Source organism: Clostridioides sp. LIBA-6822 (assembly GCF_056688955.1).
The window spans coordinates 1,526,680-1,549,889 of sequence record NZ_CP196995.1 but is presented as its reverse complement, the minus strand read 5'-3'; the positions used below and the strand labels follow the sequence as shown (position 1 = coordinate 1,549,889).

The window sequence follows — 23,210 nt, the reverse complement described above, 5'->3', positions numbered from 1 at the left end:
CAGTTTAACAACATTTTTAATTTAAGTATATTAATGTATAATATAATTAGGATATATAATAACAAAGGAGAGGGGGAATATCATGAGCATACTCCTAAAAAAATCACCTAAATTTGCAAAACATATTATAACAAACTTTTATGTAAATCGAGATATTGATGAAATATTAAAACACCTTTCTAAAGATGTCACATGGATTGGACCAGGAGAACAGGAATTTCTCACTTCTTTTAATGAAATAAAAGATTATTTTTATGCAGGTCAAAACGAAGTGCCTTCTTGTGACATAAGTAATGACACATTTGAAATTGTAAGTGAAGATAAAAATAGCTGTATGGTATTAGGAAAATATACTGTCAGTACTAAAGAGAATGCACAAATGGTATTAGAAGTAAATCAGCGTTGTACATTTGAGATAATTGAAGATAGAGAGAAATTATTAGTAAAACATATGCATATATCAAATCCTTATGGTGAAATGCAGATTGATGAATACTTCCCTACCAAAATTGGAACACAAAGTTATGATTATTTACAAAGAATGCTAAAAGAAAAAACAGAAGTTATTGAGATGATTACAAATAACATTAATGGTGGATTAAAAGGTAGCAATGATGATGATACATACTCTTTTTTCTATGTTAACGAAGGATTGCCTAAGATATTAGGATATACATATGATGAGTTTATTGAAATGAGTGGTGGTTCAGCAGTAGGAGCTGTATATCCGCCAGATTTACCTAAAGCACTAGAAGATTGCAAACGATGTTTTGCAAAGGGAGCTACATATTCATCTGAATATAGAATACGCAAAAAAAATGGAACACTAATGTGGGTATTAGATACTGGAATGAAATCATTAAATAGTGATGGTGTAGTAAAAATTAATAGCATTATTACTGACATTACTCCATTAAAAAATATAGAATCTGAATTAAAATTAGAAAGAGAGCGATATCGCATCGCTTTGCAAAATATTACAGACATTATGTTTGAATATGACATTGGAAATGATAATTTTATAAAATATCAACGTGTAGAAATAGATAAAAAAATTGAATTAGAAAACTTTGAAACAAAAAATTATTCTAAGTTGTTAGAGTCTGGAGCAATTGTTCATCTTGATGATATTGGCAAATTACTAGAAGTTCTTCGTGGAAATCTTAGAGAAATAATTGAAATAAGACAATTAAACTCATTGACTAAAGATGAATGGAGATGGATTCGTGTCCAATGTTCAGTTATCTATGATAGTGACCATAAACCTATCAAGACAATTGGTGTTTTAAAAGACATAACTGATGACAAATCTAAATTAGAAATTTTAATTAATCAAGCTCAACGTGACCCACTAACACAACTATACAATCAAAGGGTATCAGAAGATTTTATTCAAGATTACTTCTGTAATTCTGAGACAAAATCTAGTGATGCTTTATTAGTTATTGATATTGATGATTTTAAAACTGTAAATGATACTTTTGGGCATTTGGAAGGAAATGAAGTCTTAGTTGCTGTATCAAAAATATTACTACAAAACACATGTAATAAAAATATAGTTGCTCGAATCGGTGGAGATGAATTTATGATATTTATGAAATCATTAACAAAGGATTTAGTAATAGAAAGTACTAGTAAGATTTTAAATGCTACAAGTAAAATAAAGTTGAAAAATAATCATAAAATAACATTAAGTATTGGAATTGCTTTTGTTGATGATTCAATTAAATCCTATAAAGATTTATTTTCCAAAGCTGATAAAGCTCTGTATATATCAAAAGCAGACGGAAAAAATCGTTATAGTATATGTGAATAATAAAATTGTCATATTATACCTTTGCCTAAAAATAAATTATAATTCAGCTATTGTTATTTATAATGATATTAATCATAAAGTATATTATTATTTAAAGACAATCATATACTTTGTGATTATTATATAAATATTTAATATTTTTTAGTAAGCTTCTCCTCTAATTTTCATAATTTGTTCTTAAACCCCTCTACTACTTCTATATAAATTCTTAAAATAAATTTAGATAAAATACTTCTTAATATTGGTTACTTTACTAAAGAACAAATTTATGGAAAAATTAAACTTTAAATATCTAGAAATATAAGATTATAAATATTTTATTACAAATACCTAATATTAATATAGTCTATCTTAAAATAACAATTTATTCGTATAAAAAAGTGAACGCTTAAAAGAGTTCACTTTTTATTTTAAATACAAAGTTATCTATAAGCACAAATTCTTTCTTATCAGCTTTGACATTCATAATTTTTAAATATTAAACTCAAATTCATAGCTGCTACACATATACTATACTTCATTTCTACTGGTATACAATCTATCCCATTTATAAAATCTATTATGTATTTTTCCTCAACATTTGAAGCCTTAGCTATAAATTTAGTATTAAGATTATACATATTAGTCAAAAGACTTAAAATGCCTCTAAGCCTAGAATCTAAGTCAACATCCATGATATATCCAAGTTGTAAAACTACATTTATCCTTTTTGACCATACATCTAAATCTTCTATAAATTCATTTTCATATTTCTTATACGCTCTTATTTTTTCTATGTCTACTCCAAACAAATTTGATAAGATATTTTCGTCTATATGATATTCATCACTGAACCTCCCATGACTAAAGTCACAGGGTTCCTGCTTCATAGAATTTTGCATACTAAAATATGTCTTACTAATTCTCCACAGGCTATCCCCGTAGTTCCTACGGTTCTTACATAAGTTATTTATTTTAAACTGTTATTAATCTTAATCCTTCTTTTAGTATATTTATACTTGCATTTATATCTCTATCGTGAGTTTCATTACAACAAGGACAAATCCATTCTCTTATATTTAAATCCTTAATTTCCTCGTTTTTGTACCCACATTTATTGCATATTTGTGAACTTGCAAAGAATTTACCTACCTTTACAATTTGTCTACCATACCAATTAGCCTTGTATTCTAATTGACGAACAAATTCTGACCATGACACATCAGAAATAGAGCGAGACATTTTACGATTTCTAGTCATATTCTTTACTTGTAAATCCTCTATGCAAATAATATCATTCTCTCGTATTAATTTAGTAGATAGTTTTTGTAGAAAATCCTTCCTTTGATTAGCTATATGTTCTTGAAGTCTTGCAACTTTTAACCTTGCTTTATTTCTATTTAAACTACCAATTGTTTTTCTCGATAGTTCTCTTTGTAATTTAGCAAGTTTGTTTAATGACTTTAGAAGATACTTAGGATTTTCTATAAATTGTCCACAACTTGAGATACAAAATTCTTTAATTCCTAAATCTAAACCTATCTGACTATTAGTATTTTCAAATGCTTCAATATCTATATCAGTGCAACATAATGATACATAATATTTACCACTTGGTTCTTTGGATACTGTAGCATTAAGTATTCTCCCTTGAGGTACTTGTTTATCCCTTACTTTAACCATACCAAGTTTAGGTAATTTTATATATTGACTAAAGTACATAATGTTTCCATTTGTAAAGTTAGTTCTATATGAAAACCTATTAGTTTTCTTTGATTTAAATTTAGGAAATCCTGTATTTTCTTTAAAGAATTTTTTATATGCGTTTTCTAAATCTTTTAAGGTGTTTTGTAGTGAAAATTTGTCAGGTTCTTTAAGCCACTCTAATTCTCTTTTTAAATTGGTCAAATCAGAACTGCACTGTTTATAAGTAAAAGTTTCTTTATTGTTTTCATAAACTTCTATTTTTTTAGAAAGATATTTATTATATACAAATCTACAACATCCAAAAGTTTTGTTAATTAACTCTTGCTGTTTTTTATTTGGATACATTCTAAACTTATATGCCTTTTCCACTACTATCACCTCACTTTACTTGTTTTTTCTGATTAATTAATATATTTTCTTATCTGCTCCTTTGTATTTTCTGATACAGTAACAACTAAATATATTAATTAAATCTTCTTCAATTTCATTTGTTAATACTGTATGTCTATATTTTACACACCATGTTATATGGTATTGTACTAAATATACATATCTGAGTCACTTCAATTTTTCATCACCATCCTAATATTAACAAGTGCAATTTTTTAAACAAGTATTTTAAAGGTTTTTATATTTATTTTTAAATAGCATATGTAAGAACCGTAAGTCTTAACTTTTATCATTTTTGAGGTTGTCGTTCACATAAGTTCGCTACTACCTATGCAGTTCTCTTATGAACTTCTTACACTTTCATGCAAGCGCAGACTATATCTTATCCTTCGGCATTATCCGTTAAGGTCTACCCACTACCAATAGCTTGTAGTGTACTTCCCTCAAGAGGAATAGTCGTTGAAGTTTCTCCTATTCGGAGCTTACCTGCTGATTGCCCATTTTAAAGTACTTAGGGTTTAACCTTATACCATCTAACCAATTTTTTCTACTTTCGTAACTTTCACACTTAGGTTTATTTCATCCTTATGTTTTAGTTTGGTTAGCTTTAGGGGTTTCCAGCAATTCAAGTAGTATTGGATAGGTTATATCCTATCTCTACATATAAGTTTCCCTATATGCTGACTATTTTAGCTACTAACTCACGACTTAAAGTCACGAGTATGCGTAGCTATTTTTTAATCAATTTTTTTTACTTCCATTCAAATTAATCCTCTCTAAACTTAAATAAGGCTTTTTATACTGTACACATTTATAACAAAATAATTCATTTTTCCTTAAAATACATCTAGTCCCTATTATTCTGCCATAGCTGGAAATTCATAAACTATCTTCAACAACATTTCAGTGAAAATTAATGTCTTCTTAGCATCTTCCTCACTTACAATACAAATTTCATGAGTAGCTTCATTCCCTATTTTTCTTATTTGATTTACCCATTTTTTAGAATTAGGCAATATGTAATTCTTTTTATCAAGCCATTCAACATAAAATATAAATGTCTTATTCTCTTCAGCACCTAAATGTACTGCTACATTCATTAGTAACTTTCTGCAACATAAAGCTACTGATGTAAATGCATTTACACTAAATGAATTTCGAGCTTCTTCATATAAATTTTCAACATCTTTATTATTAATATGTAATACATCATTCCCAGCTTTAGACATTGGATACTGCCTATTGTCCTTATCAAAATACGTTGGATTCCCACAACTAGGACATAAATATATGCTTATTTCAACCTCTTTTTCTGGACTAGTACGACAAATACCTTCATAACCTTTTTCGCTTCCTACGTAGCAACCACAATATCCACAAGTGTAGTTTTTACCTGACAACTCATTGTCTATTCCTTCCCAAAAATTCACTGTCTTTACCCCCAAAACCTTAAATTTTTCTTATTTCAGTGTCAGAATACATATCACCTTCACTGCCTTTAATTTCTACTATTTTTAAATTTGACATCTCCATTATCCTCCAAAGTATAAACCAATCTTTTGCATGCATTTCATCTTCAAACATAGAATCTGCAACAGCTTCAATTAAAGGTCTCCATTTATCACTAATATTTCTTAATATATATTTATCAAAATAAGTTTCTTCAACACTTTTAATTTCTTCCTCTACCAATGCTCTAAAAATAGCATTTTCTTTAACTAATACATTCCATTTATTTTTAATTTCTAGCTTTTCATTAAAGCCAATTTCTGATGCTTTATTTAAAAAGAAATGAGAATCTTCTGGAGCCATTTCACTGGTAAACGAATATTTAATTAGACAATCTTCTTCCTTTTTTTCATCTATTAATACAATTTTTATATTTTTATCTTGAAACTTACTAACTACATAGTATACACCACATAAATCTTTTTGGTTATTTGCACACCATATTATTATATCTCTATGTTTTGCTAATTTTCTATCTTCTAGTAAATTTGGCTTGAATAGTAACTTAGGATTATTTTCAAGGTCAGTTCTAATTCTAAAAATATCTTCTCTTAATTCATAATTATTTACATCTGAAATATCACCTATTGATAAATCATCTTCAAATACTACGATTTTATTATGTGGTATTAACTTTAACTTCATTGCTTCTTTTAATATGTAACAACAAACATCATCAAAACATATGTGTGCCATATAATTCACCTATTTGTAAAACTAATAATTTATTTTATTATAATATATAAACTGCACTTGTTAAGCAATTCTAAAGTATTATAGTATTGTTTTTAGAGTTAATTTACATATTTCTATTCATGTTTTTCATAGTATAGGTACAAAATAAACTCTATAATAATATATATCATGCTTAGAATTGCTGTTGTAATAAAAATAAATATATACACTATATTTTCTGTTAAATAATAAGATAAAAAGCCACATATGCTAATAATTGTTGTAATCCAAAACATAATATTTCCACTCTTAGCTTTACTTTTTAACTTTATAAGACGATTTCTTTCATCCATAGATTCAATCCTATCTTCTTGTGCAGCTTTTTTAGAAAATGCACGAATAAGAGCTATAATCCCAAACAATAAAATTATTATAGAAAATACAACATGCTTAATTTGCAGTGTTAGCCAATCCTCAGGATATATAATATCTTTTGTCAAACTACATATTCCTAATATTGTAGCCAAGACACCAAAAGTAAAACCTTTTTTATTATAAATTTTCATATTGTTTATCCTCCAGCACCTTATTTTCTTTCAGATAGCATAAATCTTCTACTGTTGTACCAAATATCTCTGAAATACGATAAGCAAGCATGAGCGAAGGAGTATACAGTTCTTTTTCTATAGAAATGATTGTCCTCTCAGTTACATAAACTAAATCAGCAAGTTGTTGCTGTGTCATTCCAATGGAAGTTCTTAATATTTTAATTTTAGTCTTCATTGAATACTCCTTTTTATACAATATAAAGTTTATTTTATTTAAACAGATACTAGCATAAAAGTTATTTCAGAAAGATTGGGCTATGCAGATATAAAAATAACTATGAATAGATATTCTCACTTATTAGATAAAATGGACAAAGAAGTATCTGAAAATATAAGCAAAATACTATTCAAATAATGGTCAGTTAAATGTCAGTTAAAGTACTTTTTTTCCTATTTGTCAGTTAAATGTCAGTAATATATATAATAGGATATACTTATAAAACGCTTAAAATCACTATGATTTAATAAAATCTATAATTATTTACTATTTGCTGTTGACATTGGTACTATACCATAGTTTATCATTTATACTAGAAATAAAATTATTAATTAATAGTTTAATATTTTTATAATAGATTTACAAGGAGTGGTAATAAATGGATACTAAAATATCTATAAACGAAAACATGAGCCTAGGTAAGAGGTTTTTTAAATACCTAGCACCATCTGTAGTTGCAATGTGGGTTTTCTCATTATATACAATGGTTGATGGAATATTTGTAAGTAAAGGAGTTGGTGAATTAGCTTTAGCTGCTGTTAATATATCAATGCCTTTTATTAATTTTATATTTGCAGTTTCTCTGTTATTTTCAACTGGTGCATCTACTATAATTGCAATTTATCTTGGCAAGAAAGATATTAAATCTGCAAATGAAGTCTTTTCATTCAACTTAGTATCAATAATTATATTATCTATAATTATTTTAGCTATAACTTTTTTTAACTTAGACAGACTAGCATTATTTTTAGGAGCTACAGAGTCCACAATTGGTATGGTTAAAGATTATCTAGGAATAATAATATTTTTTAATGGCTTCTTTATAGTATCTTACTCTCTAGAAGTTATAATAAAAACTGATGGATTCCCAATATTAGCTACTGTTGGCGTAATAATATCTGCTCTTACAAACATCGTACTTGATTACTTATTTGTCATTGAATTTGGATGGGGTGTAAAAGGTGCTGGTATCGCCACAGGTTTATCTCAAGTCTTTTCTACTATTTTTTTCTTGATACATTTTTTAAGAAAAAACTCAACCTTGAATTTTTCAAAATTTAAAGTTGATTTCAAAACACTTAGAAAAATTGTATTTATAGGCTTCCCAGATTCGACTACTGAATTAAGTTGTGGTATAGTTGTCTTACTTTTTAACTTGAGTCTTACTAAATATATTGGTGAAAGTGCTCTTATCTATTACAGTGTTATAAATTATATAAATACATTGGTACTTATGACTATGATGGGTATAACTCAAGGTATGCAACCACTTACTAGTTTTTATTATGGTGCAGGGAATATGGATAATGTAAAAAAATTATTAAAGATGGGAATAAAAGCCACAATAATAGCATCAATTTCTGTATTTGCAATTTGTATGGCTTTTTCAGGACCAATAGTTTCTTTATTTATACACCCAGAAGAAACAATACTATTCAATGAAGGAATTCGTGTATTTAAAATATTCTCTATATCTTTCCTACTTGTAGGAATTAATGTAATAATTTCTGGATTCTTTGTTTCAGTAGAAAAACCATCAATTTCTACTGTTATATCTCTTGGTAGAGGACTTGTAGTAGTTGTTCTAAGCCTAATTTCAATGATACTAATATTTGGCGGTCAAGGAATATGGATGACTACTATTGTTTCAGAATTTATATGCCTTATTTTATCAATAGTTTTCCTAAAAAAGAATTATTCTACATTAGACTCTAATCTAAATAAGGTTGCTTAAAGAATATTATGTAAAATATATAAAATAAAAAATACCTATTATACAATCTTGCAAATATTAGACCTTTGCAAAAACTAGGATTATATAATAGGTATTTTATTTATGTAATTATTTTATTTCTAAATATCCATAACCATCTTTTGTTGAAGTTCCTTTTACTTCATATTCTACAGGTTTTTCAAATATTGGACCATCTACTACAAAAGTATGATATTCTCCATGTTCTCCACATGGGTCAGCACCTGCATCTTTTATCTTTTTAACAAGTTCTCTAGTCAATTTTTCTCCTAAGAATTCCTCTCCTAGATACTTTAAATTTACTTTTGTTACAATACTACAAAACCCACTGTCTATAAATTCATATACTAAATTTTCTCGACTCTCTTGCCACAATGGTAAACTTACTTTCATACCAACTGCATCACATCTATCGGAATCCCATTTTCTATGACTTTCTATGTCTATATCTCCATATGCACATATTGTTGCTCCCATATTTTTAGCTTTTATTAAAGCTCTCTCAAAACTCTCTTCGTATCCTTCTACGCCACACTCAGCAACTAATAAAGGTAATCCTATATTGCTACTTACTTGTTTAAGCATATTATATTCTAAATTATGCGTCCATGATTTTCCATGTTCCTCACTTATAGTTGTCAAGAGTGCCACAGGCTTATATCCTTTTTTCAACATTCGATTTAATGCTAATATACTATCCTTACCACCACTAAATGACATTACAAATTTTTCATCAGCCAATTCTAACACCTCTTTCATCTAACTTTGTTTTGTTACCATAATTATACCAAATATCTAAGTTGCATAGCAAATTATATAATACTTTAAATTACTAATTTACTATAAAAAATGTCCCTAATATTAAAAGTATAACACCTATGTACTTGTATAAATGCATTGTTTCTTGTCCTAAAATCACGCTATCAATAAAAAATCCAACTAGAACTTGAGATACAAGTGTTAATATAATTGTATTTGATACACCTAAATTTGGAATTGCTTTTACTGTGAAATATATTATTAATCCACCAAATACTCCTCCTAGCAATAACTTATAGTTAAAACCATTTATAGACACCAAACACTTTAAATCTCCTGTAACTATTATACTTACCAAAAAAAATATTGCCCCTACAGTTAAGCTTATAAATGTTGCAACTAATGCTGTTGTACTTTTCCCTAGTTCTCCATTTATAAAGGCTTCAAGTGCAGTAGACCCACCTGCTAATAATGCAAATATTATTGCCCATAATTTTGTCATGGACAAACCTCCTCCTATATAATTCTATTAATAAAAGTTTATGATACAACCTATCAATTAATTACTAAGTATAGTTTAATTTTTATACTTGATGACTTTATTTGAATATAAATTTCTGTTATAATTGTTCTATTGATTTTGGAGGTGATTTTATGTACACAAATTTTAATATCGATTTTAATAACTTTAATAAAAAAGAAAATGCTACTAAATTTATGTTAATGGGAGTATTACTCATCGTTTTAGGATTATTATGCCTTACATTTAAGACATTAGGGATAAAATTAATTTCTTGGACTTTTGGTATTGCTCTTTTATTCTTTGCATATTTAAATCTAAAAAATATCAATGAATTAAAAAGATACGCTACTAAAGAAGAAATTAAGCCATCTACTAATGTTCAATGGATTCTAATAATTGCATGTATATTACTTTTTATATTTCCTCAAAAAATACAAAGTATATTTTCATTATTTTTAGGATTTTATTTAATATTTAATCAACTAGTAGCACTTGTAAATAGCAAGAATAATCCATATTCTAAATTTACAACTTGGAATATAATTAAGACTCTATTTGGTGTATGCCTTATCTTGTCTCCTCTTTTTTTATCTAGATTTATAGTATCGATAATGTCCTTTTTCATAATATTATTTGGACTAGTTCTATTTTTCTCTGGAAATAATGCAAGAAAATGTTAATTATTTTCTTGCATTATTTTTATATTACTTAAAATAGAATTTGTTTAAGTCATATATTTATGGTAATATGTTTTTTGTACAAATTGAGTGTACAATTTTATTAGAAATAGGTGATTACTTTGGATAAATTTAAATATGCTTTTGATAATAAAAGATATCATACTTGGAATTATTATCTTAGAAATACTTTTGGAGAAAAAGTTTTTAAGGTATCAATAAATGCAGGGTTTACTTGCCCAAATATTGATGGAAGTATTGGTTATGGCGGATGTACCTATTGTAGCAAGGAAGGTTCTGGTGACTTCGCTGGCAACCCTAAAGATAATCTTATTAGTCAATTTTATAATATAAGAGAAATGATGTTAAAGAAATGGCCTCATGCAAAATATATTGGTTACTTTCAAGCATATACAAATACGTATGCTCCCCTTGAGGTTTTAAAAGAAAAGTATGAGACTATATTAGAACTTGATGACGTCATAGGTCTTTCAATATCAACAAGACCTGACTGTTTGCCAGATGATGTTGTAGAATACTTATCTGAACTAAATAAAAGAACTAACTTATGGGTTGAACTTGGACTTCAAACAATTCATGATTCTACATCTAAAATTATAAATAGAGGACATGATTATAAATCATTTGTTGAAGGTGTTGAAAAATTAAAAGCTAAAAACATAAAGGTTGTTGTACACATTATAAATGGTCTTCCTGGCGAAGATTATAATATGATGATGGAAACTGCAAAGGCTGTTGGTAAAATGGGTGTAGATGGCATAAAAATTCATCTATTACATGTTATAAAAGACACTCCTATGGAAAAGATGCTACAAAATGGCATGCTAACTCTTATGGAACAAGATGAATATATAAATCTAGTATGTGACCAATTAGAAATACTTCCTGAAACTATGATAATCCATAGACTTACTGGTGATGGCAAAAGAGATGAACTAGTTGGTCCTTTATGGAGTCTAAAGAAATGGGAAATTTTAAATCAAATTGATGATACCTTGAAGGCTCGAAATTCTTATCAAGGTTGCAAGTTTTTTTAATGATGTATACTTATTACACATAAAACAATATCAAAAAAATAATAACTATAGAAAGTGTTATGTAAATATAATTCTCTCTATAGTTATTTAGTATTTATAAAACAATATATTAATTTATATAGTATATAGTAAAAAATTTAATTTATATTTCTAAATTAACTACAATTACCTATAATTTTATGTAACATTATTAATTTCAGTATTTTTAAATCTCAATATTTTTAAATCTCTAATTCTAAATACTTTCTGTTTTTTCAATCTGCTTTAACTTGTTGGATTTACAAAACAGTCTTATTCCATCATAAGAAAGATTAAGTGCTACTACTGCTGATATTAGCATCAGCATTACCCCAAATAGCTTCCATAAAGAAAAATTTTCTCCTAATATAGTACAACCAATTATTACAGAACCAACTAGCTCTACTGATGCCACAACACCTGCAACAGATAACTCTACTCCCTTAGATATACCTGCTGCATAAAAAATATATGCAAGTGCTGCTGGTACAATACCTAACATTAGCATACAAGATAGAATATTTAAATCTTTGGCATAATACAATATCTCCCAAGGTCTAGCAGATGGAATCATAAAGATAGCTCCAAATAAGAAACTGTACACTAATATTGTAGAACTTGAAAATTCTTTCAAAGCATTTTTACTAATAGTTGGCATAAGTGCATATGCTATTGCTGATAATATACCAAGTAAAAGTCCAAAAGCACTTAAATTTTGAAAATCTAAACTTCCACCAGTCACCGCCATAACTGCACCCATAAAACAAAAAATAAGTGAAATTACTTTACTTCTAGTAATACTCTCTTTATAACAGATTTTTGAAAATACTGCTAAGAATAATGGTGAAGTATATAATAAAACTGCTGCTACTGACACACCCACAGTTTCAATTGCTTTAAAATAACATAAGTTAAACATAGCTTGACATATAATACCTATTATTATTGAATATATGATTCCCTTCTTACTTATTTTTAAAATATGTGGTGTCCTTATAGAAGAATATACTCCTAAAACTATAAATCCAAAAAACAATCTTGTAAATGCTACCTGTTCTGATGTTAATCCATTTCCCATTAAAAACTTTCCAAATAATCCAAGTGTAGCCCATAATATTCCTGCTGTTGCTATAAATACATACCCTTTACTTTTTTCTCCCATTTCAAATTCCCCTCTAATTTTATTTAAGTCAATGCACATAGTTTTTGTTAAGCAAAAATTATGCCACTTTAATCCAATATATATCGACACCAAAAACCTAGTATTTTCAACAACACTGATAAAATTTCAATTTTTTAATATTTGTTTCATATACATTTTAAGTTGATTTAGACTTGTTTTAATTGTAAAATGAGTTATATATAACTTATTTAAAGTTAAAATAGACTGAAACTTATATATTATATAAATATTAAATTTTAATTATATTTAGTAAATTAAACCTATTTTAATATATCATTAAAAATTTAGGAGGATAACAGAAAAATGGATTTGAATTTAGAATTAGATTTGGAGTTTTACCAAAAGATATTAGAAGCCTCTCATGACGAAATATGTGTATCTGATAATAAAGGAATAATCATATATTGCAATAAAGCATTTGAAGAAAATTATGGTCTAAAAAAAGAAGATATTTTAGGAAAAAATGTTTCTTTTTTAGAGGAATCTGGATATTCAACAAAAAGCCCCATACCAGTTGTATTAAAGACAAAGTCTAAATTTTCACTAGAACAAGATACTCAAACAGGAAAAAAGCTCATTATAACTGCTACCCCTATATTTGATGAAAATGGAGACTTAGAATTTACTGTTGAGAATTGTAGAGATATAACTGAACTTAATAATATAAAGAATAAACTTGAAGATACAAAAAAACAAGTAAAAAAATATAAATCTGAAGTGGAAACATTATATAGAACTGCTCTTAGAATTGAAGATACTGTAATTATGGATGGACTGGTTATGAAACCAATCATAAATACAGTAAATCACGTTTCTAAAACAGATGTAAGTGTTCTTCTTTTAGGAGAATCTGGGACAGGGAAAAGTTCACTTGCTAGATATATACATCACAACAGTAATAGAACTAATGGACCATTTATAACTATAAATTGTGCGACTATATCTCCACAACTCCTTGAATCTGAACTTTTTGGATATACTTCAGGTGCTTTTACAGGTGCAAGTACCAAAGGTAAAGTTGGACTTGTAGAATTGGCTGATGGAGGAACTCTTTTCTTAGATGAAATAGGAGATATACCACAAAATTTACAGGCAAAATTTTTGCAATTAATACAAGATAAAACTTTTACTCCAGTTGGAAGTTTAAAAAATAAAAAAGTCGATATAAGAATTATATCTGCTACAAATGCTGATTTAATTTCAAAAGTAAAAGAAAAGAAATTTAGAGAAGATTTGTATTATAGATTAAATGTTATAGAAATAAAATTGCCTCCTCTTAGAGAAAGAAGAGATAATCTAGTAGAGATTATAAAATATTATTTTAATAGGTATTCAAGTGACTTTAATCTAAATAAAACTATTTCCAAAGATGCCATAGATATTATTGCAAATTATAGATTCCCAGGTAATATAAGAGAATTACAAAATATAATTCAAAAAATCTTACTTACCTGCACAGATAATCATATAACAATAGATGATTTACCACATATCCTTACAAAAAATGTAAATATTGACATTAATGAAAATAAAATGAATATATCTGATATTAATAAAATTATAAAGTCTAATTCAACATCCATTGATTATAAGAATAAAAATTTTGATACCTTAATTATGGAGTATGAAAAAAATATAATTTTGGATAGTTATGAAAAATTTGGAAGTTCTTATAAAGTAGCTAAACACCTTGAAATTTCACAGTCTAAAGCTAGTAGGTTAATTAGAAAGTATACTAATACTTAATTTTAAATTTGATAAATAAAAACTTAACACTATTTACATATTGTAAATTTGGCCATTTACTGGTATTATGAATATGGTTGAAATTATTTAAATAAATATGATTGACTTAGTTTCATATATTTACCATTAAACTTTTATCATAAATATCATATCATAATAATATATTTAATAAGTCTAACAAACTATACGAGGTGTAAATATGTTAATGAATACTCATTTTATTATGGCAAAATCAATACTTGATAATATAGATGAAAATAAAACATTCTTTATAAGTGAAAAAAACTTTATATACGGTAATATAAAGCCAGATGCTTTTTCTAAATATAAATTAAAAAAACATTATTTAGATGAATCATTTAATATGATTCTTTCTAAGATAAACTATTTGTGCAGTCTTAATATAGATAGTCTTTCTAAATATTTTTCAGTAAGCAGACTTAGCCAAGAGTTAGGAGTTATATGTCACTTTCTGTGCGATTTTTTCTGTGTAGCTCATAGTGAACGCTGGGAATTTAAGCATAGTTTAAATAAACATGTCACTTATGAAAGAGAACTTGGATCATTCGCAAAAGATGTTGATTTGTCTAAAATTAAAGGTACTACTATAAATAACGGTTTTGAGAAATTTTTTACTAAACTTTATAATGAATATAAAAAGAAAACTGATTATATGAATGATTTAAAGTTTTCAGCTTATACATGTAATAGCGTTATAAATTATATATTAGATGCTATTTTATCTAATACAATAAAATCATATCACATAGCAAATTGTGGTTAATTTAAGAACTTTTAAACTTATAATTAAGTATAATCAAAATGACTGTTCTATAGAATATAAAAGATAATTTTATAATTCTTTAGAACAGTCATTTTTTATATTAAATAAACAAATCTCTAAAATTGATTACTTAATAGATTTGTAGAAAAATATAACTCATTAATTTTTTATTAACTATATAAATCTTGTATTTAACTATTTATCTCCATTATAACATCAATAGCACTTTTCACACTATCCACTATATAATTTGCACTTTGTTTTACTTCTTCCCTCGCTTTGGACATTGCAAAACTGTATTTAAATCCTTCCAACATGCAAATATCATTTGGAGAATCTCCAATAGTAGCAACCTCATCTGGGCTTACATTTAAAGTTCTTATTACATGTTCTATACTTCCTCTTTTTGATACACTTTTAGGCACTATATTTAAAGTATATGTTCCAGAAAAATATATTTCTAATACTTCACTGAACTCACTTTTTAGATACAATTCTATTCTAGATAACTCTTCTAAATTTTCAGAGCATACCCCTATATTTCCTATAAGATTATCAAAACTACTTCTTTTCTCAAAATCAGGGTCAACTATAAAATCACTAGAATAGTGTCTAAAGGCAGTCGTATCACTACCTACGATTACATCACCCTTATACTTAAAGTACAATTGTGCATCACTTGACTCAAATCTATCAATAACTTTTCTCACTAGATTATCGTCTATAGTTCTTTTAAAAATTACATTATAATCTTTATCATGTATAAATGAACCATTTTCACATATATAGTATCCATTCATATCTAAATTGCCTTTGATAATATTACGAGCCTGTTTAAATATTCTACCTGTAGCAACATTAAACTGCACTCCCTTTTTTTCTACTTCTTCAATTGCTGATATATCTTCTTTTGTTATAGTTCCATTTTCGTATAGAGTTCCATCTAAATCACAAAATATATGTTTTATCATAAATTAAAAGCCTCCAAAAATGATTTTATATTATACTAATGCTTTAAATATATCCAGTATCATAATAATTTAAAGCTTTTCCAATTGTATTCTCAATTCATTAAGTAAATCTCTAGTAGCTCTTAATCTTATCTTTCTTCTATCCCCATTAAATATATTTTTTTTCACTACTGTTTTCCCATTTATATATATTGCAGTATAAACCAATCCCACAGGCTTTTCCTCAGTTTCTCCGCCAGGTCCAGCTACTCCAGTTGTAGATATGCCTATATTAGCTTCAATCCCTTTAGCAACGCCCTCAGCCATTTCTATTGCTGTTTGCTCACTTACTGCTCCAAATTCTTCTAAAGTTTCTCTTTTTACTCCTAATCTTTTCATTTTAGCCTCATTAGAATATGTTACACAACCTTCAAGAAACACAGAAGATATTCCTGAATAGTTTATAAGAGATGAAGAAACTAAACCTCCAGTACAAGATTCAGCTACTGCTATTGTTAAGTTTTTTTCTACAAGAAGTTTAGCAACAGCATCTTCTAACACAGTTTCTCCTTCAGACACTGAAATATCACCTTCAGTATATACATATTTACCAACTCTATTTTTTATTTCTTCTTCCACTGGTTTTATTAATTCAAAAGCATCTTTTTCATTTTTAGCTTTTGCAGTTATTCTTATTGTAACTTCTAACTCCTTTGCATATAAAGCAACTGTTGGATTGGTTTGTTCATTGATTATATCGAGAATTTCTAATTCCAGATTTGACTCCCCTATTCCATATAGTCTTAAAGTCTTAGATACTAACATTTCATTTGTAAATTGTTGTAAGTAAGGTTTGACACTCTCATTAAACATAGCTTTCATTTCTCTTGGTGGTCCAGGTAACACTATTATACTTTTATCATTTTTCTTTAAAATTGCTCCTGGAGCTGTACCATTATTATTTTTTAGTACTATAGCATCTTTTGGAAAGTATACTTGTTTCATATTGTTTTCAGCCATTTTTTTTCCTGTTTTAACGAAAAAAGATTCCAAAACTTCTAATGATGGTTTATGTAATTCTAGTTCCTGACCAAAGTATTCTGCTGCAGTTTCTTTTGTCATATCATCACCAGTTGGTCCAAGACCACCTGTAGTAATTACTAAATCACTTCTCTTTAAACTTTCATCAAAACATTCTAAGAGTCTTTGTTTGTTGTCCCCAACCGTACTCTGATGGTATACTTCTATTCCCAATGATGCAAGTTCCTTAGCCAAAAATTGAGAATTTGTATTTACTATATCACCTAATAATATTTCTGTCCCTACACTTATTATTTCAGCTTTCAAAATTTATCACTCCTTGATTTATAGCCATTAAGACTAGTCTTAAGTTCATAACAATAATTTTAGCAAAAATAATAACATAAATAAAGTTAAAAAATCATTTAAATTTATCTTTAAATTAGATTATTACTCCAAAACCACACATGATACAAACTTCATATATAGTGGTACTTTCATCATCAACTCTTAATTCATATAATTAAGTAAGTAAATAAAAAATTTAATTTAAAATAATAAAAATCAAAATAGGAGTGTATAATATGAAAATAGCAGTTATAATGGGTGGAATATCATCAGAGAGAGAAGTTTCTTTAAACTCAGGAAAAGAGATATATAATAATCTTGATAAAAATAAATACGATGTTGTAAAAGTAATAATAGATGATAAAAAAGATATATTTACAAAGATACCAGAAGATGTAGATTTTGCAATACTTGCCCTACATGGGAAGTTTGGTGAAGATGGATGTATTCAATCAATACTTGAAACTATGGATATACCATATTCTGGATGTGGACCTCTTTGCAGTGGAATGTGTATGGATAAAAATATAACTAAAAAAATGCTTAGAGATTCAAACCTTCCTACTGCTCCATGGGCTTTAGTAAAATCAGTTGATGCGATAGATTATGATGAAATAGATAAGATAGGTTATCCAGTATTTATAAAACCAAATTCAGGAGGTTCAAGTGTAGCAACATTCTTTATTCATTCTAAAGGTGAAGTTGAAGAAGCAGTTCGCAAAGGACTAGAAGTGGATGAATTTGTAATGATTGAAAAATATATACCAGGTGTAGAATATACTTCATTTATACTAAATGGAGAAGTATTCCCTACAATATCTATAAAATCTGATTCAGGCTTCTTTGATTATGAAGCTAAATACTCAGTTGAAAAAGGAGCAAAAGAAGAAGTTGTTTATTTAGAAGAAGAACTTCAAAAAAGAGTAAATGAAATTTCTGAGACTTGTTGGGAAATTTTTAATTGCAAAGCATATGTAAGAGTTGATATGATTATAAGTGAAGGTATTCCATATGTTCTTGAACTAAATACTCTTCCTGGCATGACTCAAACTAGTTTAATTCCTAGAAGTGCAGCTGCTAGAGGTATTAAGTATAGCGAGCTATTAGATAAACTTATAGAATACTCTTTAAATTAGATAAAATAATTTGAGGTGGTAATTTGATATTTTCAAATCTAAAATTAAATGACAACGAACCAATTTATATACAAATTAAAAATTATATAAGTGATATGATATCAAAAGGATTAATTCCAGACAATAGTAAGCTCCCTTCTACAAGGGAGCTTAGTCAGCTTTTACAAGTTAGTAGAAATTCTGTAGTCTTAACCTATGAAGAATTAAAATCAGAAGGTCTAATCTACTCTATTTCAGGAAAAGGTACATTTGTTAAATCAAAGAATAAATCGTCAAATACTACATGGTCTTTGAACTGGGACTGTTTAGAGAATACATACTCCAAAAAAGCTAATGAATTGGATATTATAAAAAGTGAGATTCCTTGGAGCTCTGACTTAATCTCATTTAAAAGTATCTCTCCAGATGGAGATTTATTTGATATGGAAGAATTCAAAAAATCTTTTCTAAATAGAATATCTTTAGAAGGTCACAAATTGCTCAATTATGGATATGCACAAGGTTACAAACCCCTTATTGATTATTTGCTAAAATATATGACAAACAAGGGAGTTGATATTAATAATAAAGATATACTAGTCACAAATGGGTTTACAGAAGCCTTTGACATCATTATGTCATCTTTTACTCAAGAAAAAGATTACATAATATGTGAAAACCCAACCCATAATACTGCTATAAAAATTATGAAATCACATAACCTCAACATCTTAGGTGTAGACATACATGAAGATGGTTTAGATTTTAATATGTTAGAAAATCGTCTAATTGAGTATAAAAATAAAATAAAGTTTGCATATATTACACCTTCTTATCACAATCCTACAGGGATTGTAATGACTCCTGAAAATAGGTACAAATTCTATAATCTTATGAAAAAATATAACATAGCAATTGTAGAAGATGGCTTTAACGAGGAATTGCTCTACAATAGTTCTCATATATTTCCTATATGTTCTCTTGATAATATGAATAACGGAGTTGTATATATTGGTAGTTTTTCAAAAATTCTATTTCCTGGAATGAGAATTGGATGGATATTTGCAGATAAAAAAGTAATAGATAAATTAGAAAGTGTGAAAAGATGCAGAAATATACATGTATCCTTTTTGGATCAAGGAATTTTATTTGATTATTTGAGCAATGGAGGTTTTGAGAAATACATTAAGAAAATACGTAAGTTCTATGGAGATAAATTTAACTTTGCATATGAATGTATAAAAAAATATATAAACACAGAATACATCTTAGGTGATGGTGGTTTGCATATATTTATAAAACTAAAAAACATAGATACTAGAAAACTCTTGGAAAAATGTTATGAAAAAAATGTTATATTCATGCCTGGAGATTTATTCTTTACAGACAATTCTGGTTCTGACACTTTAAGGCTTGGATTTTCTAGGTTATCTTTTAAAGATATTGAAATTGGAATAAAAATAATTGGAGAAACTGTAAATGAAATGTCCTAGGTTAACTAAATATTGTTAGCCTAGTTTATTTTTATGATGTATAATATATATAGTTTATATGAATCTAACACTGGGGGATAATATGAGTAAAAAGTCAAAACGAAAAAAGATTAATAAATTAAAACTAACAATTGTAATAACTGTATTATTTCTTGCCTTATTATCTATATATGAGATACTTTTCTCTAGCCCCAATAAAAAAGATAATGTAAATAGTCAAGAAACTATGCAGAATAAAAACAATACAACAGATGGTTCTAAAAATAATCAAAGCTCTAATAAAAAGCAGGAAGATAACAATATTAAACCTACTTTTTCATATTCTTCAATACCAGATAATATAAAAAGTAAAATGATTGGTAAATCTATGCCTTCTGATGAACCTATAAGCTTTGATAGCATATCTTATTTAAAACTTACATACTATGGATTCGATGAAAAAACTCATCAAGGAGAAATGATAGTAAGTAGTGAACTAGCTCCAGAAGTTGTGGATATTTTTAAGGAATTATATGAAAAAAAATATCCAATTGAAAAAATTAAACTAATAGATGATTATGACGCTATAGATGAAAAATCTATGTCTGATAATAATACCTCGTCATTTTGTTATAGAACTGTAGCTGGTACAGATGTCGTTTCAAACCATGGTAAAGGACGTGCTATAGATATAAATCCATTGCAGAACCCTCAAGTTTCTGGAGATAATGTTAGTCCTAAAGTAAGCACAGTCTATGCTGATAGGTCTACTTCGAAACTTGGAATGATAAAAAAAGGTGATGATTGTTATAATGCTTTTGTAAGCAGAGGTTGGAGTTGGGGTGGATATTGGAAAAACCCAGACTATCAACATTTTGAAAAATAATAGATTAGAAATAAAGGTGAATTATATGAATTTAATGACATTGGAAAACATAAGTAAAAGTTATTCCGAAAAAAAATTACTTGAAAATATATCTCTTGGAATCAATGATGGTGAAAAAATAGGACTTATTGGTGTAAACGGAACTGGTAAATCTACTTTGCTTAAGATTATTGCAGGAGTTGAAGAAAGTGAAACTGGTAATATAACAAAAACTAATGGTATTAGAATAGAATATCTACCTCAAAACCCAACTTATAATGAAAGTTCAACTGTACTTGAACAAGTATTTAATGGGACTTCAGAGGAATTAAAACTACTTGGTGAATATCAAGAAATCTTAGAAAGACTTAGTTCAAACTTTACAGATGAATTGAATAAAAAATTATTATCAATACACGAAAAAATAGATGCTTTAAATCTTTGGGATTTGGAAAGTGAAGCCAAGTCAGTACTTACGAAACTTGGTATAAATGACTTTAATCAAAAAATAGCAGAACTTTCTGGAGGCCAAAGAAAGAGAGTTTCTTTAGCATCAGCCCTTATTACTCCTTGTGAGCTTTTAATACTAGATGAGCCTACTAACCATCTAGATAATGATACGATAGATTGGCTTGAAGAATATCTCAATTCAAGAAAAGGTTCACTACTTATGATAACTCATGATAGATACTTTTTGGACCGTGTTACAAATAGAATAATTGAGCTAGATAAGGGTAGATTATTTAGTTATGATGGTAATTATTCAATATTTCTAGAAAAGAAAATGGAAAGACTTGCACTAGAAGCAAGTATTGAAGATAAAAGACAAAATTTAATTAGAACAGAACTTGCTTGGGTTAGACGAGGAGCTCAAGCTCGTAGTACAAAACAAAAAGCTCGTTTACAAAGATTTGATGAACTCACAAACAGAGAAGCTTTCAAACCTGATGAAAATCTCGATATATCTGTTGCATCAAGTAGACTTGGGAATAAAATAATAGAAATACACAATATATCCAAAGCTTTTGAAGGTAATACAGTTATAGATAACTTAGAATATACTTTAGCTCGTACTGATAGAATTGGTATAATAGGAAAAAATGGTATGGGTAAATCGACCCTTATAAACATAATCAATGGAGATATAGAACCTGATAATGGATATATTTCAATTGGAGAAACGGTTAAAATAGGTTGTTTTTCTCAAGATGACTCTCATATGAATATTGATATGAGAGCTATAGACTATGTAAAAGAAGCTAGTGACTATATAGAGACTTCAGATGGTACTAGAATTACAGCTTCTCAGATGTGTGAAAGATTCCTTTTTAATGGTACTATGCAGTATACTTTGATAGGTAAATTATCTGGTGGTGAAAGAAGAAGACTGCACCTTCTCAGAATCCTTATGACGGCTCCTAATGTACTTCTGTTAGATGAGCCTACAAATGATTTAGATATTGAGACACTTAAAATCTTAGAAGAATATCTTGATGAATTTAGAGGTGTAGTAGTTACAGTATCACATGATAGATACTTCTTAGATAGAATTTGTAATAAAATATTTGCATATGAAGGAAATGGAAAAATCCATGTATATACAGGTAATTATAGCGATTATCTTATTTATAGAGAGGTTCAAGGAATTGAGTTTGAAGAATCCAAAAAAGAATCAATTAAAAAAGATGACTCTACTACTTCAAAAAAAGAAAAACCTAAAAATGATAAAAAACTTAAATTCTCATATAATGAACAAAGGGAATTTGAAAATATTGAATCAGACATAGAAAAACTTGAATCTAAAATTGCAACACTTGATGAAAGTACTTCAAAATTTTCAACTGATTTTACTAAACTTCAAGAAATTTTAGATGAAAAATCAAGACTAGAAAAGGAACTTGAACATAAATATGAAAGATGGGAATATCTAAATAATCTAGCTGATGAAATAGCTAATAATAAATAATACTATTCTAATATTAAGTTTAATAAGTTCTAATTTAAATTTGCAGGTTTTAATATATATTTTCATCATTTC

At 27.5% G+C, this 23,210-nt stretch carries 21 protein-coding genes and 1 pseudogene; 10 read left to right on the top strand and 12 right to left on the bottom strand.

Translation table 11 applies throughout. The features are described from left to right. Nucleotides 1-82 precede the first annotated feature (82 nt). Nucleotides 83-1,816: a sensor domain-containing diguanylate cyclase gene (locus ACTG48_RS07455; RefSeq protein WP_479918480.1), complete on the top strand. Its 1,734-nt coding sequence runs from the start codon at nt 83-85 to the stop codon at nt 1,814-1,816. Nucleotides 1,817-2,265: 449 nt separating this feature from the next. Here ACTG48_RS07455 and ACTG48_RS07450 read toward each other — a convergent pair whose 3' ends face one another. From ACTG48_RS07450 to ACTG48_RS07420, 7 genes and pseudogenes are all read right to left on the bottom strand, one after another. After that, nucleotides 2,266-2,685: an HTH domain-containing protein gene (locus tag ACTG48_RS07450; RefSeq protein WP_479918479.1), complete on the bottom strand. Its 420-nt coding sequence runs from the start codon at nt 2,683-2,685 to the stop codon at nt 2,266-2,268. Nucleotides 2,686-2,770: 85 nt separating this feature from the next. Beyond that, entirely contained in the window at nt 2,771-3,880 is a 1,110-nt protein-coding gene (gene tnpB, locus ACTG48_RS07445) for an IS200/IS605 family element RNA-guided endonuclease TnpB (RefSeq protein WP_479918478.1), read from the bottom strand. A gap of 75 nt (nt 3,881-3,955) precedes the next feature. Next, nucleotides 3,956-4,054 (bottom strand): annotated as a pseudogene (locus ACTG48_RS07440) (transposase); the annotation flags it as partial. A gap of 695 nt (nt 4,055-4,749) precedes the next feature. Further along, nucleotides 4,750-5,322, bottom strand: a complete 573-nt coding sequence (locus ACTG48_RS07435; protein ID WP_479918477.1) for a DUF4145 domain-containing protein — start codon at nt 5,320-5,322, stop codon at nt 4,750-4,752. A 19-nt stretch (nt 5,323-5,341) separates the two neighbouring features. Beyond that, complete coding sequence (locus tag ACTG48_RS07430) at nt 5,342-6,097, bottom strand: DUF1835 domain-containing protein (protein WP_479918476.1); 756 nt, start codon at nt 6,095-6,097, stop codon at nt 5,342-5,344. 113 nt (nt 6,098-6,210) lie between these two features. Further along, nucleotides 6,211-6,642 (bottom strand): hypothetical protein, encoded by a 432-nt coding sequence (locus ACTG48_RS07425; protein WP_021384163.1) that lies wholly within the window; start codon nt 6,640-6,642, stop codon nt 6,211-6,213. Next, complete coding sequence (locus tag ACTG48_RS07420; RefSeq protein WP_021384155.1) at nt 6,629-6,859, bottom strand: helix-turn-helix transcriptional regulator; 231 nt, start codon at nt 6,857-6,859, stop codon at nt 6,629-6,631. Before ACTG48_RS07420 ends, ACTG48_RS07425 begins: the two co-directional genes overlap by 14 nt. Nucleotides 6,860-7,280: 421 nt before the next feature. On the opposite strand from ACTG48_RS07420, the gene ACTG48_RS07415 reads away from it, so the two are divergent. Then, a complete protein-coding gene (locus tag ACTG48_RS07415) occupies nt 7,281-8,636 on the top strand; it encodes an MATE family efflux transporter (RefSeq protein ID WP_021384141.1) in 1,356 nt (451 codons plus the stop codon). Nucleotides 8,637-8,744: 108 nt separating this feature from the next. Here the strand turns inward: ACTG48_RS07415 and ACTG48_RS07410 are convergent, their stop codons facing one another. Further along, on the bottom strand, nt 8,745-9,404 hold the full coding sequence (locus tag ACTG48_RS07410; protein ID WP_479918779.1) for a Dph6-related ATP pyrophosphatase: 660 nt from the start codon (nt 9,402-9,404) through the stop codon (nt 8,745-8,747). Nucleotides 9,405-9,486: 82 nt separating this feature from the next. Next, nucleotides 9,487-9,915 carry a DMT family transporter gene (locus ACTG48_RS07405; protein WP_479918475.1) on the bottom strand — a complete coding sequence of 143 codons (429 nt, stop codon included), beginning with the start codon at nt 9,913-9,915 and terminating at the stop codon, nt 9,487-9,489. 152 nt (nt 9,916-10,067) lie between these two features. Here ACTG48_RS07405 and ACTG48_RS07400 point away from each other — a divergent pair, with 152 nt between their 5' ends. Together ACTG48_RS07400 and mnmL are read left to right on the top strand one after the other, a co-directional pair. Next, nucleotides 10,068-10,616, top strand: a complete 549-nt coding sequence (locus ACTG48_RS07400) for a DUF308 domain-containing protein (RefSeq protein ID WP_021384143.1) — start codon at nt 10,068-10,070, stop codon at nt 10,614-10,616. Between the two features lie 119 nt (nt 10,617-10,735). After that, nucleotides 10,736-11,671, top strand: coding sequence for a tRNA modification radical SAM protein MnmL/YtqA (mnmL, locus tag ACTG48_RS07395; RefSeq protein WP_021384118.1), 936 nt, complete (start codon nt 10,736-10,738; stop codon nt 11,669-11,671). Between the two features lie 235 nt (nt 11,672-11,906). Here mnmL and ACTG48_RS07390 read toward each other — a convergent pair whose 3' ends face one another. Continuing rightward, on the bottom strand, nt 11,907-12,851 hold the full coding sequence (locus ACTG48_RS07390; RefSeq protein ID WP_021384148.1) for a DMT family transporter: 945 nt from the start codon (nt 12,849-12,851) through the stop codon (nt 11,907-11,909). A gap of 324 nt (nt 12,852-13,175) precedes the next feature. On the opposite strand from ACTG48_RS07390, the gene ACTG48_RS07385 reads away from it, so the two are divergent. Then, entirely contained in the window at nt 13,176-14,618 is a 1,443-nt protein-coding gene (locus ACTG48_RS07385) for a sigma-54 interaction domain-containing protein (RefSeq protein ID WP_479918474.1), read from the top strand. Nucleotides 14,619-14,817: 199 nt separating this feature from the next. Further along, nucleotides 14,818-15,402, top strand: coding sequence for a zinc dependent phospholipase C family protein (locus ACTG48_RS07380; protein WP_021384154.1), 585 nt, complete (start codon nt 14,818-14,820; stop codon nt 15,400-15,402). A gap of 191 nt (nt 15,403-15,593) precedes the next feature. On the opposite strand, the gene ACTG48_RS07375 is transcribed toward ACTG48_RS07380, so the two are convergent. Together ACTG48_RS07375 and ACTG48_RS07370 are read right to left on the bottom strand one after the other, a co-directional pair. Next, nucleotides 15,594-16,373, bottom strand: a complete 780-nt coding sequence (locus tag ACTG48_RS07375) for an HAD family hydrolase (protein WP_479918473.1) — start codon at nt 16,371-16,373, stop codon at nt 15,594-15,596. 69 nt (nt 16,374-16,442) lie between these two features. Beyond that, nucleotides 16,443-17,699, bottom strand: a complete 1,257-nt coding sequence (locus ACTG48_RS07370; RefSeq protein WP_479918472.1) for a competence/damage-inducible protein A — start codon at nt 17,697-17,699, stop codon at nt 16,443-16,445. A 257-nt stretch (nt 17,700-17,956) separates the two neighbouring features. Here ACTG48_RS07370 and ACTG48_RS07365 point away from each other — a divergent pair, with 257 nt between their 5' ends. From ACTG48_RS07365 to ACTG48_RS07350, 4 genes are all read left to right on the top strand, one after another. Beyond that, nucleotides 17,957-18,856 carry a D-alanine--D-alanine ligase gene (locus ACTG48_RS07365; protein ID WP_479918471.1) on the top strand — a complete coding sequence of 300 codons (900 nt, stop codon included), beginning with the start codon at nt 17,957-17,959 and terminating at the stop codon, nt 18,854-18,856. Nucleotides 18,857-18,879: 23 nt separating this feature from the next. Next, entirely contained in the window at nt 18,880-20,328 is a 1,449-nt protein-coding gene (ddlR, locus tag ACTG48_RS07360) for a MocR-like transcriptional regulator DdlR (RefSeq protein WP_479918470.1), read from the top strand. A gap of 82 nt (nt 20,329-20,410) precedes the next feature. Further along, on the top strand, nt 20,411-21,193 hold the full coding sequence (locus ACTG48_RS07355) for a M15 family metallopeptidase (RefSeq protein WP_479918469.1): 783 nt from the start codon (nt 20,411-20,413) through the stop codon (nt 21,191-21,193). Next, on the top strand, nt 21,183-23,138 hold the full coding sequence (locus tag ACTG48_RS07350) for an ABC transporter ATP-binding protein (protein ID WP_479918468.1): 1,956 nt from the start codon (nt 21,183-21,185) through the stop codon (nt 23,136-23,138). Before ACTG48_RS07355 ends, ACTG48_RS07350 begins: the two co-directional genes overlap by 11 nt. The last annotated feature ends 72 nt before the right edge of the window (nt 23,139-23,210 follow it).